The following is a 13580-nucleotide window of genomic DNA, read 5'->3' on the forward strand; positions in this document are numbered from 1 at the left end:
GAATCACTCTTGCTTTGGAAGGCATCGAGTGTGGAAAAACGTGCGTAAAAACGGCGTCGAATGCGCACCGGTGCGCGTAAAAAAACGATAAAGATCCGCGCTCAGGCCGTTCGGCCGTTCAGGCGCGAGGCGACTTCACATGCTCCGGCCGCACGCCCAGCCCCACCGCGCGCGCGGGCAACCGCCGCAGCATCGGCCAGCGCGACAGCAGCCGCAGCGGCCATGGCACATGGCCTGGCCTTGCATTCACCTTGCCTCCCAGCACGGGCACCAACATGCGGTTCTGCACCATGCGCTGCGCGGCCTGCGTCACACGCACCGGCCATTCCCTGCGGCGCTGCAGCTGGGGCAGCAGGTCGTCGATCTGCTTGTGGGTGGCGCTGCCCGCGAGCGACGCGGCCAGCAGGTTGGCGGCGGCCACGGCGTCCTGCACAGCCAGGTTGATGCCCACGCCGCCCACCGGCGACATGGCGTGCGCCGCATCGCCGATGCACAGCATGCCTTTGCACGCCCACGACTCCAGCCGGTCGACCGTTACCTCGAGCAGCTTCACCGCGTTCCAGTCGGGCAGGGCCTGCGCCAGCCTGTCGCGCATGAAGGGCGCGACCTGCGCAACTTCCTCATGGAACGCCTCGATGCCGCGCGCCTGCAGCGCCGCATGGCCGCCCTTGGGAATGACGAAGGCGCATTGCCAGTAGTCGCCCCGGTTCAGCGTTACCAGAAAGCGACCGCCTGCAATGTGGCCGGCGGTGGCGTCGGGGTCGCTGGGCGCCTTGGGGATGCGCATCCACAGCACATCGATGGGCGCGCCGTAGCTGATGTGCGGCAGCGCGGCCGCGTCGCGCAGCGTGGAATGGCGCCCGTCCGCGGCCACCACCAGCGAGGCGTGCAGCTCAATGTCTTGCGGCTGGCCGGCACGGCGCCCGCGCCGCACCTTCACGCCGCTCACGCGGCCGTTGTCCTGCAGCAGGCCGATGGCCTCGGCGTCGGTCCACAGCTCGAAGCCCGGGTAGCGCCGCGCCTCTTCGCACATGAAGTCCAAAAACTCCCACTGCGGCATCAGCACCAGAAACTTGCAGTGCGAGGGCAGGCGCGTGAAGTCGGCCACCGGAAAGCTCTGGCCTTCGAAGGTGGCGCGCAGTTCGTCGACGCGGTCGTGCGGGCGCTGCAAGAAGGCGTCGAGCAGGCCCAACTCGTGCAGCACTTCGAGGGTAGATGGGTGCACCGTGTCGCCGCGAAAGTCGCGCAAGAAGTCGGTGTGCTTTTCCAGCACCACGACGCGCGCACCGGCGCGTGCCAGCAGGAGGCCCAGCACCATGCCGGCGGGGCCGCCCCCCACGATGCAGCATCGGGGTGGTGTGCCGGGTAGGTTGCCGGGTGGGTTGTCTTGTGCGTCGATCGTGCCGCCCCTTCGAGCCGAATTGAAACCAAAAGACGCATGTTGCTGCCTGGTGCGCTTTGTGCGTGTAGGTCCAAAGGCATTGAAACGCGCAGCGCTTGTCGCACGATTCGGGTTTTCCATTACGCAAAGCCACGCACCTGCCCCGCGCGGTCCGACGGATGCGCGCCGGCTCCCGTGCGGGAACACTTCGCGGATTCAATATTGGAGACATCCGCATGCACAGCATCCGACGCCACCTGGTGTGGCTGGTCGTGGCCGTGGTCGGCGCATTCGCGCTCGGCACCGTGGCCCTGACCCGCGGTGAAAGCGTCAACGCCCTCTGGGTGGTGGCCGCCGCCATCTGCACCTACCTCATCGCCTACCGCTACTACAGCCTGTTCATCGCCGACAAGGTGCTGGGCCTGGACGGCAACCGCAAGACCCCCGCGCACCGCCACAACGACGGCCTGGACTACGTGCCGACCGACAAGAACGTGCTGTTCGGCCACCACTTTGCAGCCATTGCGGGTGCGGGCCCGCTGGTGGGCCCGGTGCTTGCCGCGCAGATGGGCTACCTGCCCGGCCTGCTGTGGATTCTTGCGGGCGTGGTGTTCGCGGGTGCGGTGCAGGACTTCATCATTCTGTTCATCTCCACGCGGCGCGACGGCCGCTCGCTGGGCGACCTGGTGAAGCAAGAGATGGGCGTGGTGCCCGGCATGATTGCGCTGTTCGGCACCTTCATGATCATGATCATCATCCTGGCGGTGCTGGCCCTCATCGTGGTGAAGGCGCTGGCCGAATCGCCGTGGGGCACCTTCACGGTGGCGGCCACGGTGCCGGTGGCGCTGTTCATGGGCGTGTACCTGCGCTACATCCGCCCGGGGCGCATCGGCGAGGTGTCGCTCATCGGCTTCGTGCTGCTGATGCTGGCCATCTTCGGTGGCCAGGCCGTGAGCCAGAGCGCCGAGTGGGCGCCGCTGTTCACCTTCGACGGCAAGGCGCTCACCTGGATGCTGGTGGGCTACGGCTTTGTGGCCGCCAGCCTGCCGGTGTGGCTGCTGCTGGCGCCGCGGGACTACCTGTCGACCTTCTTGAAGATCGGCACCATCATCGCGCTGGCCATCGGCATCATGTTCGTGATGCCGACGCTGCAGATGCCGGCCATCACGCAGTTTGCGCAAGGTGGCGGGCCGGTGTGGTCGGGCAGCCTGTTCCCGTTCCTGTTCATCACCATCGCGTGCGGCGCGGTGTCGGGCTTTCATGCGCTGATTTCTTCGGGCACGACGCCCAAGATGCTCGACAACGAGCGCCATGCGCGCTTCATCGGCTACGGCGGCATGCTGGCCGAATCGTTCGTGGCGGTAATGGCGCTGGTGGCAGCCTCGTGCATCGAGCCGGGCGTGTACTTTGCAATGAACAGCCCCGCCGCGCTGGTGGGCACCACGGCGCAACAGGTGGCGGCCACGGTGTCGGGCTGGGGCTTCGTCATCACGCCGGAGATGCTGCTGCAGACCGCCAAGGACGTGGGCGAAACCACCATCCTGGGCCGCGCAGGCGGCGCACCCACGCTGGCCGTGGGCATGGCCCACATCCTGCACCAGGTGATCGGCGGGCAGGCCATGATGGCCTTCTGGTACCACTTCGCGATTCTGTTCGAGGCGCTGTTCATTCTCACGGCGGTAGACGCCGGCACGCGTGCTGGCCGCTTCATGCTGCAAGACCTGCTGGGCAGCTTCGTGCCCGCCATGAAGCGCACCGATTCGCTGCCCGCCAATCTGGTGGCCACGGCGTTGTGCGTGGCGGCCTGGGGCTACTTCCTGTACCAGGGCGTGGTCGATCCGCTGGGCGGCATCAACACGCTGTGGCCGCTGTTCGGCATCTCCAACCAGATGCTGGCCGCGGTGGCGCTGCTGCTGGGCGTGGTGGTGCTGTTCCGCATGAAGCGCGAGCGCTATGCGTGGGTGGCCATTGCGCCGGCCGCGTGGCTGCTGGCCTGCACGCTCACGGCGGGCTGGCAGAAGATTTTCTCGGCGGACCCGAAGATCGGCTTCCTCGCGCACGCCGCCAGGTACACCGAAGGCATTGCCAACGGCGTGCTGGTGGCACCGGCCAAGACGCCCGAGGCCATGTCGCGCATCGTGTTCAACGACCGGCTGGACGCCGCGCTGTGCGCGCTCTTCATCTTCGTGGTGCTGAGCGTGCTGGTCTACAGCATCAAGGCCTGCCTGGCCGCGCGCGCGACCAACCGCCCGACCACGCATGAGACGCCGTTCGAGCCCGTGGGCGCGGCGTCGGCCGCGGGTCACTGACACCATGGCATTCGCCTTGCCCGAAGCCGGGCGCTACCTTGCGCGCTCGGTCAGGCAGTCGCTGCGGCTCATGGTCGGGCTGCCCGACTACGACGTGTACCTGACCCACATGGCAGCCACCCACCCTGACCGCGCGCCCATGAGCTACGAGGCCTTCTTTCGCGAGCGGCTGGAGGCGCGCTACGGGGCGGGCAAGGGGCGATGCTGCTGACGGCTAGGCCGGGGCTTGCGCGGCGTCAGTCTTGCCCTTGATCCCGTTCTTGCTCTTGTTCATGCCCATGCCCTCGGTATCGTTCCTCGAATAGCGCCCAGGCGGCATGCCCACATGCCGCGTGAACGCCACGCCAAAGGTGCTGACCGAGCTGTAGCCCAGCTGCTCGGCAATCGCCGAAATCGCCAGCTCCCGCTGCCGCAGCATCCGCCGGGCCAGCGCCATGCGCCACGCCAGCAGGTATTCCATGGGCGCGACGCCCACGGCACGGCTGAAGCGCTCGAAGAAGGCCGAGCGCGACATGCCCGCTTCTCGCGCAAGCTCCAACACCGTCCATGCGTGTGCAGGGCGCTCGTGCATGCACCGCAGCGCCTGCGCGAGCTTGGTGTCCGCCAGGGCGCGCACCAGCCCCGGCGAGGCCGCGGTGCTGGCCGACGAGCGGAACGCCTCGATCAGCAGTACCTTCAGCAGGCGCGCCATCACGATGTCGCGCACCGGCCGGTCGGCGCGCGACTCGTCGCCCACCAGCTGAACCAGCGTCGACAGGCGCTGCTCCCCGCGCACGTGCAGCCACTGCGGCAGCAGCGACACCAGCAGCGTCGCGTCCGCGGAGCCGAACACGCAGTTGCCGACCAGCATGCGCACATCGACCGGGCCGTTCGGGTCGCCCACGCGCGCGCCGCCGGGCATCGGCGCAATGGGGGTGGTCACGGTGTCTCCTTCGCGGGGCGGCTTCCGGTCGAGGCTGGACGTTGCAAAGCTGCGCGCGGCGGGCACCAGCGCAAAGTCGCCCGCGTTCAGCGTGATGGTGTCGCTGTGCGTCGGGCCGTCCACCGTCAGGTGGCATTGGCCTTCGAGCACGACGAAGTAGAACGGCCGGCCCGTTTCGCTGCGGCGCACCGCCCAGGGCGCCGAGGCGACCACGAGCTTGGAGAACGGCGCCTGCGGTCGCAGCAGCGCCACCACTTCCGCCAATGGGTCGACCATGCTGGACTCTTTCGACAAACGAATGGACCTTCAAGTGTAGTAAGTCCGGAGTTTGGTTCGTATCGTCGGGGCATCGTCAACCCATATGGAGTTTCCTGATGTCCGGTATTACCAGCACTTCAACAACAATTTCCACCGTCCTGATCACAGGCTGCTCGTCCGGCTTCGGCCTGGAAACGGCGCGCTTCTTCCTCGACAAGGGCTGGCACGTCATCGCGACCATGCGCACCCCGCGGGACGGCCTGCTGCCGCCCTCCGAGCGGCTTCGCCTGCTGCCGCTGGACGTGACCGACGCGCAGAGCGTGCAGCGCTGCATCGAGGCAGCCGGGCCCATCGACGCGCTGGTCAACAACGCCGGCGTGGGCCTGCTGGCGCCCGTGGAAGGCATGGCGCTGGCCAGCGCGCGCGAGGTTTTCGAGACCAACACGCTCGGCACCATCGCCATGACCCAGGCCGTGCTGCCGCAGTTTCGCCAGCGCCGCGCGGGCGTGGTCGTGAACGTCACCTCGACCGTCACGCTGACGCCGTTGCCGCTGCTGTCGGTCTACACGGGCAGCAAGGCGGCGGTGAACGCGTTCACGGAATCGCTCGCGCTGGAGCTGGCCCCGTTCGACGTTCGCATGCGCCTGGTGCTGCCGGGCCGCGCACCGGGTACCAGCTTTGGCGACAACGCGCGGCTGCGAATGGGCGATAGCACGCCGGAGGCGTATGCCGACTTCAGGCAGCGCGTGTTCGCCACGGTGCGCGACACCGCCACGCCTGTCACGCACGCGCAAGATGTTGCGCAGGCCGTGTGGCGCGCGGTGACCGACCCGGCCGCGCCGATGCGCATTCCCGCCGGGGCCGACGCCATTGCCGTTGCGCAGGCGCAGGCGCCCGCATGAACAAAGCGGCAACGCAAGTGCCATAGCGGCATCGCGTTACGCTTCTTTCGCAACATGGCTATTTCGCTGCGTGGCCGGGGTCTACAGTCGCGCCCACGTCCGCGGCCCAGCGGCCGGCATGGAGCGCAACATGACCCAGGACCCGTTCGCAGAGTTCAAGCAGCGCCAGCGCCAGATGTGGTCGACCTTTGCGCCGACCGCCATGTTCACCCCGCCGGTGGCCGGCCACCTGGTGCGCTTTGCGCAGGTGGTGCCCGGCGAGGCGGTGCTCGACGTGGGCACCGGCACTGGCGTGGTGGCCATCACGGCCGCGCGCCACGGGGCCACGGTGACGGGGCTCGACCTCACGCCCGAGCTGCTCGAACTGGCACGCGACAACGCCCGCATCGCGCGGCATGAAGACATCGTGTGGACCGAGGGCGACGCGGAGCAGCTGCCGTACCCCGACGGTTCTTTCGACGTGGTGCTGAGCCAGTTCGGCCACATGTTCGCGCCGCGTGCCGAAGTGGCCATGGCCGAGATGCGCCGCGTGCTCAAGCCCGGCGGGCGCGTGGCCTTCGCGACCTGGCCGCCGGAGCATTTCGTGGGCCGCATGTTCGCCTTTGTGGGCCGCAACTCGCCGCCACCGCCGGCCGGTGCCTCGCCGCCGCCGCAGTGGGGCAACCCGGCCACGGTGACCGAGCGGCTTGCGCCGCACTTCGGCGCGCCCTTCTTCGAGCGCGGCACCATGAACTATCCGGCGCTGAGCATCGACCACTTTCGCCTGTTCATGGAGCGCTCTGTCGGCCCGATGCAAAAGCTCGTGGAAGGCCTGGCCGGTGACCCGCAGAAGCTGGCCGCGCTGCGGGACGAATTCGACGCCATGGCGGCGCCGTATTTCTCCGGCAACGTGATGCACCAGAACTACCTGCTCACGCGCGCCAGGGTGAAGTGAGCCGTCGCGAGGAACCGGGCCGCGGCATGCCGACCCCATGTTGCAGCGCTGCCACGCCCCGGCTGCCCGCTGAGCCGCCGCATCTAGAATCCGCCGGGTCGCGCGATGCGATCCCCTTTGCAGCCCCACGCTCCGGCCTCATGCGCCGGCGCTGAGCCGCAAAGGCACCCAACCCAGAACATTCCAGGCAGGGCACATCCGGTTTCTCCATCTGAACGGTGGAGGCGCCGCATGTCGCTTCGCGATTTCAAATCAAAAAATCGCCCTGGAGGGTAGTTACCCATGTCCGTTCGTTCGCGCGCGCAGCGTCTTCGCCTGCGCCACACACCCTTGTTCGTTGCCACGCTCGCGGTGCTGCATGGCGCCGCCCATGCGCAAGGCGTGCCGTCTTCCGCCCGGGCCACCGACACGCTCAAGGAGGTCACCGTCAGCTCCGAGCAGGACGCCGGCTACGCCCCTTCCGCCAGCAGCACCGCCACCAAGGGCAGTGCGCCGCTGCGCGACATTCCACAGGCGGTGAACGTGCTGCCCGCACAACTGCTGCGCGACCAGGGCGCCACATCGATGCAGGACGCCCTGCGCAACGCACCCGGCGTGTCGTTCAACGCGGGCGACGGCCAGCGCGACCAGGTGGTGATTCGCGGTTTCTCCGCCATTGCCGACTGGTTTGTCGACGGCGTGCGCGACGACGCGCTGTACTTTCGCGACCTGTCGGACACCGAGCGCATCGAGGTGCTGAAGGGGCCTGCCGCGGTGCTGTACGGGCGCGGCTCGTCGGGCGGCCTCGTCAACCGCGTGACGAAGAAGCCGGTGTTCGAACGCCCGTTCGGCGACGTCTCTCTGGGGCTGGGCAGCCACGACTTCAAGCGGCTCACAGCCGACCTGAACACGCCCATCGGCGAGAACATGGCGTTTCGCCTGAACGTGGCGCGCGAAAAGTCGGGCAGCTACCGCAACCAGCAGTTCATTGACCGCTACAACATCGCGCCGTCGCTGGCCATCAAGTTCAGCCCGCAGACCGACCTGCTGCTGCAGTACACCAACGCCTACGACCAGCGCCTGACCGACTTCGGCATTCCGGCGCTCAACGGCCGCCCGGTGAACGTGCCCATTGGCACCTACTACGGCTCGGCCTTCGGCAAGCGCGACGACACCACCACCACGCGCGTGCAGTCGTTCACCGCCACGCTGAACCACCGCTTCAGCGAAGCGCTGAGCGTGCGCAACACCACGCGCTATTCCACCTACAAGCTCGACCGCTTCAACACGCTGCCCAGCGGCACCACCGACCCGGTGCGCCTGACGGTGGGCCGCACGCGCGGCTTTGTCGACCGCGACGAGAGCAGCTGGTTCAACCAGACCGACCTGACCTGGCGCAACGCGCTCGGCGGTTTCAAACAAGAGTGGCTGGTGGGCGCCGAGTTTGGCCAGCAAGAAAAAAGGCTGTACTCGGTGTCTTCGGCCACCGGCTATGAACGCGTGAGCATCCTGAACCCGGTGTCCGCGCCCGCGCCCGCGCCGATTCCGCTGGCCAGCTACCTGGCCAGCAGCGCCATTCCCAGCAACTCCACCTTCAAGACCGCCGCGCTGTACGCGCAGAACCAGATCACGCTGGCACCGCAATGGAAGGCGCTGGTCGGCGGGCGCTACGACGTGTTCGGGCAAGACACCTCGTTCGAGCGCACGCTGGCGCCGCTGTCGCGCACCGACCGCAAGTTCAGCCCGCGCGCGGGCCTGGTGTGGCAGCCGACCGATGCGCAGTCTTACTACGTGTCGTACAGCCGGTCGTTCCAGCCTTCGGCCGAGACCTTTGCGCTGTCGACCGGCAACACCGCCAACGACCCGGAGATCACCGTGAACAAGGAGATCGGCGCCAAGTTCGACTTCATGGACGGTGCGCTCAACCTCACCACCGCGCTGTTCAACCTGGAGCGCTCGGGCATCAAGAACACCGACCCGACCAACCCGGCGCGGCAGATCAACGTGGGCACGCAGCGCACCAACGGCATGGAGATCGCGCTGGCCGGCAAGCTGCCGGGCCGCTGGGACATCAGCGCGGGCTATGCGTACCTGGACGCACGCATGGTCAAGTCGCTGGCCACGGTGAGCTCGCAGCAGCTGCCCGTGGGCGCGGCCATTCCGGTGCAGGGCAAGGTGGCGTCGCTCACCCCGCGCAACTCGGCCTTCGTGTGGCTCATGAAAGACCTGGGCAGCGGGCTGAGCGCGGGTGGCGGCGTGAACTACGTGGCCTCGCGCTACGCCTCGCTCAGCAACCTGGTCACGCTGCCTTCGTACGTTACGGCCGACCTGGCCGCCAACTACAAGACCGGGCGCTACGAGCTTGCAGTGAACCTGAAGAACATCGCCAACAAGAAGTACTACGTGTCGGCGCACGGCAGCGTGGATAACCTCATCATGCCGGGGCCCGGGCGCGAAGTGCAGGTGACGCTGACCGCGAAGTTCTGACGCGCCGGGTCAGCGTTGGGTCAACGCGGTGTCAGCGCGGGGTGCGTGCCGAGGCCCCCTTGCGCTCCAGTAGCTCGACCATCTTCAGCGCCGCCGGCGCCAGCGGCCGGCTCTTCAGCGCCAGCCGGTACAGCGGGCGCGACAGCACCGCGCCGGCCAGCTTCAGCTCGCGCAGCGTGCCCAGCGCCAGCATGTCGGCCACCACCACGCGCGGCAGCATCGACACGCCCACGCCGCTGGCCACGGTGCGCGCAATGGCCTCGTTGCTGGCCATTTCCATCCAGGGCAGGGCGGCAATGCCATGGGCCGCGCACAGTGCCTCGGTGGCCTGCCGCGTGCCGGAGCCGGCCTCTCGCAAGATCCAGTTCTGCCGGCCGAGCACCTCGGCCGTCACCGCGCGGCGGGGCAGGGGGGAGTCGGTGGCGACCACCAGCGTGAGCGGGTCGGCCTTCCATTCGCTCACCTCGATGCGCTCTTCTTCGACCCGGCCTTCCACCAGCGCCAGGTCGATGCGGCATTCGAGCAACTGCTCGCACACCCACTGTGTGTTGCCCACCATCACGCGCGGCACCACCGCCGGGTAGGCCGCGCAAAAGGCCGCCACATAAGGCGGCAGCCAGTAGCTGGCCACCGTGGTGCTTGCGCCGACCGTGAGGCTGCCGCGCTGCACGCCGACCCGCGCACGCACGTCGTCGAGCGCGGCGCGCTCCATGGCAAAGATGCCGCGCGCATGCGTGAACAGCGACGCGCCCGCCTCGGTCAGGCCAAAGCCCTTGCCGGGGCCGCGCTCTATGAGCGTCAGGTCGAGCTGGTGCTCCAGCTCGCGCACGCCCTTGGACACGGCCGGCTGGCTGATCCACAAGCCCTCCGCCGCGCGAGAAAAGCTGCCCGCCTCCGCCACGGCGACAAAAAGGCGCAGCAGGTGCAGGTTCATGGCCATAACTTCAGTTCATGCATCGGTGAAGTTTATGTCTTTGACTCATGGGGTGCCGGTTTTTAACCTTGGGCCAATGCAGTCACTTGTCGCCTCGTTCGCTTCCTTCAGCGGTTTCACATTCCTTCGCACCCGCGGGCCGGGCGTGCTGCTTGCGCTGCTGCTGGCCGGCATGGCGGCGCTGCTGGCGCAGTGGGGGCCGATGGTGCAGCTGGGGTTGAGCGCGCTCACCCTGGCCATTGCGCTGGGCACGGTGGCGGGCAACACGGTGTTCGCCTCGGTGGCGGGGCGCGCCGGGCCGGGCGTGGACTTTGCGCGCAGCACGCTGCTGCGCGCGGGCATCGTGCTGTACGGCTTTCGCATCTCTCTGCACGACATTGGCGCGGTCGGCTGGCCCGGCCTGCTCATCGCCGCGGCCATGGTGGCGCTGACCTTCGGCGTGGCCGTGTATGTGGGCACGCGCTGGCTGGGGCTCGACCGGCAGACCGCCGCGCTCATCGGCGCGGGCAGCGCCATCTGCGGCGCGGCGGCTGTCATGGCCACGCAGCCGGTGGTGCGCGGGGAAGAACACAAGGTGTCGATCGCGGTGGCCACGGTGGTGGTGTTCGGCACGCTGTCGATGGTGCTGTACCCGCTGGTGTTTCCGTACCTGGGCCTGTCGGAACACGCCTTCGGCCTGTTCGCGGGCTCGACCATTCACGAGGTGGCGCAGGTGGTGGCGGTGGGCGATGCGGTGGGCCCCGCTGCGGCGAACGCGGCCGTGGTCGAGAAAATGCTGCGCGTGATGATGCTGGCGCCGTTCCTCATGTGGCTGTCGTTTCAGTCGGCCGCGTCGCTGAAGGGCGCGACCAGCTTCCGGGCCTGCTGCAAGCAGGTGCGCGTGCCCTGGTTCGCGGTGCTGTTCATCGCGGTGAGCGCGGTGCATTCGGCCGGCGTGCTGCCGCGCGAACTGGTGGCGGGGCTGGTGCAGCTCGACACGCTGCTGCTCGCCACCGCCATGGCCGCCATGGGCCTGCGCACCAGCGTCGCCAGCCTGCGCCGCGCCGGGGTGCAGCCGCTGAAGCTGGGGGCGCTGCTGTTCCTGTTTCTGACGGTGGGCGGCTACCTGGTGAACGCGGCGGTGCTGTCGCTGTTCTGAGGCCATGCGTTCGAGGGCCGAACGGCCGGCTCGCGTTGCTCCCGTATCGCCGCCCGCGCCAGGCGCCACGCAAGGAACAGGAACACCAGCGGCAGCACGATGGTCTGCAGCACGAACAGCGCGATGAGCTTCACGATGCGCTCGGCCCAGTCGGAGGCAGATTTCAGTATCTGGTCGTACGTGGCCTTCAGGTTCGGCAGCTTCGGCAGCCAGCGCTCGATGCGGTCGCGCCAGCCTTCCTGCGCCACGGGCGCTTCCTGCGTGGCGTCGACCACGGCGGTGGGCGACTTCTCGATGCCCGACAGCGCCGTCTGGTAGTCGTTGGCCATGAACGCGTGATACAGCCCTTCGTTGGCCACCGCGCTCAGCGGCACCGCAAAGCGCACCAGCAGCAGCCCGATCAACATCGACTGCAGCCAGCGCGGCGAGCGGCCACGCTGCCAGCGCCAAGCCACCCATGCCAACGCCACGCCGCTCACCAGCCACGACATGAGGTGGTGCGCGCCAATGTTCAGCAGCATCAGCTGAATGCCGAAAGACACGCTGGCCGCCAGCATGATGGCCGCGAACTGCTCGATGAGTTCGTTCAGCGGCTTCAGCGCCTGGCCCGGTGCAAAGCTCACGCCCACGCCGCCCGGCGTGGCATCGACCTGCGTGCCTTGCGCCACCGACACCACCGCGCCCAGCGCGCGCGCGGCGGCAAAGGTGGTCAGCGCGCGCTTCAGGCCGTCGTTGACCTGCGCACGTGCCGGCGTGTCGATGGGCGCGACCCAGCAGCCCACGAGCACCAGCACGGCCACCAGCAGAAGGTAGGCGCGCTGCAGCATCGGGTTTTTCACGGTGCTCACTTCTTCGCCCCTTGCATCTTCATGATGATCTTCGTCGTCTCGTTGCCTTCCTCGCGCCCGTCGGGGTGGCGGCGCATGTAGTCGAACACCTTGGCCTGCGACACCTTCACCATCTGGCCCGCATGCAGGCTGGGCACTTCGGCCGGTTCGTTCTTCAGCAGGCCTTCGATGGTGTCGCCGTTCCAGCGCGCCACCTCGACCCACATCCATTCATTGCCGCCGTCGCGCGTGGTGAAGGGCGCCTTCACCAGAATGAACTCGCCGGGCTGCAGGCCCTTGGCAAAGGCCTCGCGCAGCTTGGGCAGTTGCGCGTTGGCCGCCTTGCTGGCGGTGAGCAACTCGTCGTTGTGCTTCAGCCGGGTGACCGTGTCTTCATCCGCACCAAAGGCCGCGGTGAGCATGGCGGTCTGCTGCGCGTAGCGGTCGGGGCCGGTGTAGCGGTCGAAGCGAATCTCGTACAGCCGGTTGCGCGGGTCGCCGTCTTCCCACTTGCCGTTGACCACCGACAGCTTGGCCACGGCCGCGGCGTTGGGCTTGAGGCTGGCCAGCATCGGGTCGCGCGCGGCGGCGTGCTTCAGCGCGCGCAGGTTCAGGTCGTACTGGCCGGGGCGCTGCAGCGTCGCGCCTTCGGCCATGGCCTGCGCAAACATGTTCACCAGGTTGCCCATGGGCCGGTTGCTCGACCAAGAGAAGTCGCTCACCACCACGTCGGGCAGGCCGAACTTGGCCATGCCCAGTGTGATGGCGCGCACCAGCGTGTCGCTGCGGTAGGCGTGAATGACGGTCTGCTGCGACATGTCGGGCACATTGCCGGCCCATGAATCGATGCGGCGCTTTTGCCAGGCGTCAGGCGTGAAGACCTCGCGCGTTTCTTCGTCCCACAGCAGGCCGTTGGTGTCGCGCGCCACCTGCACCGTGAGTTGCAGCGCATTCAGCATCGCGGCGGAAGCCTGCTGCGCCGGATGCGCAAAGTCGAGGATCAACGCGCGGTCGGCCTTCTGCAGCCCTTCGGCCTGCGCGCGCGACAGGCCATGGCCGAAGCGCTGCAGCAGCTCCATGCTGGGCGCGCGGTAGCTCTGCAGCACGGTGGTGGTGTTCCAGTTTGCGAACACCACGGGCTCGGTGGCCGATGCGGGTGTGAGCGGTGCGGACAGCAGCTTGGGGCTGCCCCCGAGCTTGCCGAGCCGGCTGCGCAGCACGGCCACGGGGTCGGTGGCCGGGGGCTTGGCGTAATAGATGGCGAACTGAAAGTGCACCGGGCCGACCTGCGGCGAGCCCGCGGGCACCGGTGCGCCGGGCTTGGGTTGGCTCGCGCTTTGTGTCGTTGCCTGTTGCTGTGCGGTGGGTGTCGCCGCAAAGGAGAGTGCGCTCATCGACAGGGCGAATGCCGCGATGGCGGTGCGGGGGAAGGGCGTCTTCGGCAGGGGCATGAGTGAAGGTGATGAAGTCGTTGCGGGTGCGGCGGCTGCTCGCATTCTCGTTGCGGTT

General features: G+C 68.1%; 11 protein-coding genes. 6 read left to right on the forward strand and 5 right to left on the reverse strand.

From position 1 onward, the window contains the following. Positions 1-118 precede the first annotated feature (118 nt). Positions 119-1339, reverse strand: a complete 1221-nt coding sequence (locus tag VLK31_RS17860) for an FAD-dependent oxidoreductase (protein ID WP_409169748.1) — start codon at positions 1337-1339, stop codon at positions 119-121. A 278-nt stretch (positions 1340-1617) separates the two neighbouring features. On the opposite strand from VLK31_RS17860, the gene VLK31_RS17865 reads away from it, so the two are divergent. Together VLK31_RS17865 and VLK31_RS17870 are read left to right on the forward strand one after the other, a co-directional pair. Beyond that, positions 1618-3690, forward strand: coding sequence for a carbon starvation CstA family protein (locus VLK31_RS17865; RefSeq protein ID WP_409169749.1), 2073 nt, complete (start codon positions 1618-1620; stop codon positions 3688-3690). Positions 3691-3694: 4 nt separating this feature from the next. Continuing rightward, the gene (locus tag VLK31_RS17870; RefSeq protein ID WP_409169750.1) at positions 3695-3901 is read left to right on the forward strand and encodes a YbdD/YjiX family protein; all 207 of its coding nucleotides are present in this window, start codon (positions 3695-3697) and stop codon (positions 3899-3901) included. A gap of 3 nt (positions 3902-3904) precedes the next feature. Here VLK31_RS17870 and VLK31_RS17875 read toward each other — a convergent pair whose 3' ends face one another. After that, positions 3905-4888: an AraC family transcriptional regulator gene (locus VLK31_RS17875; protein ID WP_409169751.1), complete on the reverse strand. Its 984-nt coding sequence runs from the start codon at positions 4886-4888 to the stop codon at positions 3905-3907. A gap of 98 nt (positions 4889-4986) precedes the next feature. Between VLK31_RS17875 and VLK31_RS17880 the strand changes: the two genes are divergently transcribed. From VLK31_RS17880 to VLK31_RS17890, 3 genes are all read left to right on the forward strand, one after another. Continuing rightward, positions 4987-5772 (forward strand): SDR family oxidoreductase, encoded by a 786-nt coding sequence (locus VLK31_RS17880; protein ID WP_409169752.1) that lies wholly within the window; start codon positions 4987-4989, stop codon positions 5770-5772. 130 nt (positions 5773-5902) lie between these two features. Next, positions 5903-6706 carry a class I SAM-dependent methyltransferase gene (locus VLK31_RS17885; RefSeq protein ID WP_409169753.1) on the forward strand — a complete coding sequence of 268 codons (804 nt, stop codon included), beginning with the start codon at positions 5903-5905 and terminating at the stop codon, positions 6704-6706. Positions 6707-6988: 282 nt separating this feature from the next. Continuing rightward, positions 6989-9172 (forward strand): TonB-dependent receptor, encoded by a 2184-nt coding sequence (locus VLK31_RS17890; protein WP_409169754.1) that lies wholly within the window; start codon positions 6989-6991, stop codon positions 9170-9172. A 31-nt stretch (positions 9173-9203) separates the two neighbouring features. Here VLK31_RS17890 and VLK31_RS17895 read toward each other — a convergent pair whose 3' ends face one another. Further along, positions 9204-10106: a LysR substrate-binding domain-containing protein gene (locus VLK31_RS17895; RefSeq protein ID WP_409169755.1), complete on the reverse strand. Its 903-nt coding sequence runs from the start codon at positions 10104-10106 to the stop codon at positions 9204-9206. A 76-nt stretch (positions 10107-10182) separates the two neighbouring features. On the opposite strand from VLK31_RS17895, the gene VLK31_RS17900 reads away from it, so the two are divergent. After that, positions 10183-11244: a YeiH family protein gene (locus VLK31_RS17900; RefSeq protein ID WP_409169756.1), complete on the forward strand. Its 1062-nt coding sequence runs from the start codon at positions 10183-10185 to the stop codon at positions 11242-11244. On the opposite strand, the gene VLK31_RS17905 is transcribed toward VLK31_RS17900, so the two are convergent. Both VLK31_RS17905 and VLK31_RS17910 read right to left on the reverse strand, forming a co-directional pair. After that, positions 11208-12092 carry a hypothetical protein gene (locus VLK31_RS17905; RefSeq protein ID WP_409169757.1) on the reverse strand — a complete coding sequence of 295 codons (885 nt, stop codon included), beginning with the start codon at positions 12090-12092 and terminating at the stop codon, positions 11208-11210. The two genes, VLK31_RS17900 and VLK31_RS17905, sit on opposite strands and share 37 nt — an antisense overlap. Further along, positions 12089-13522, reverse strand: a complete 1434-nt coding sequence (locus tag VLK31_RS17910; RefSeq protein WP_409169758.1) for a DUF2314 domain-containing protein — start codon at positions 13520-13522, stop codon at positions 12089-12091. Before VLK31_RS17910 ends, VLK31_RS17905 begins: the two co-directional genes overlap by 4 nt. Between the last annotated feature and the right edge of the window lie 58 nt (positions 13523-13580).

Origin of the sequence: Variovorax sp. H27-G14, from assembly GCF_046156345.1 — a bacterium.
Taxonomy (GTDB): Bacteria; Pseudomonadota; Gammaproteobacteria; order Burkholderiales; family Burkholderiaceae_C; genus Variovorax.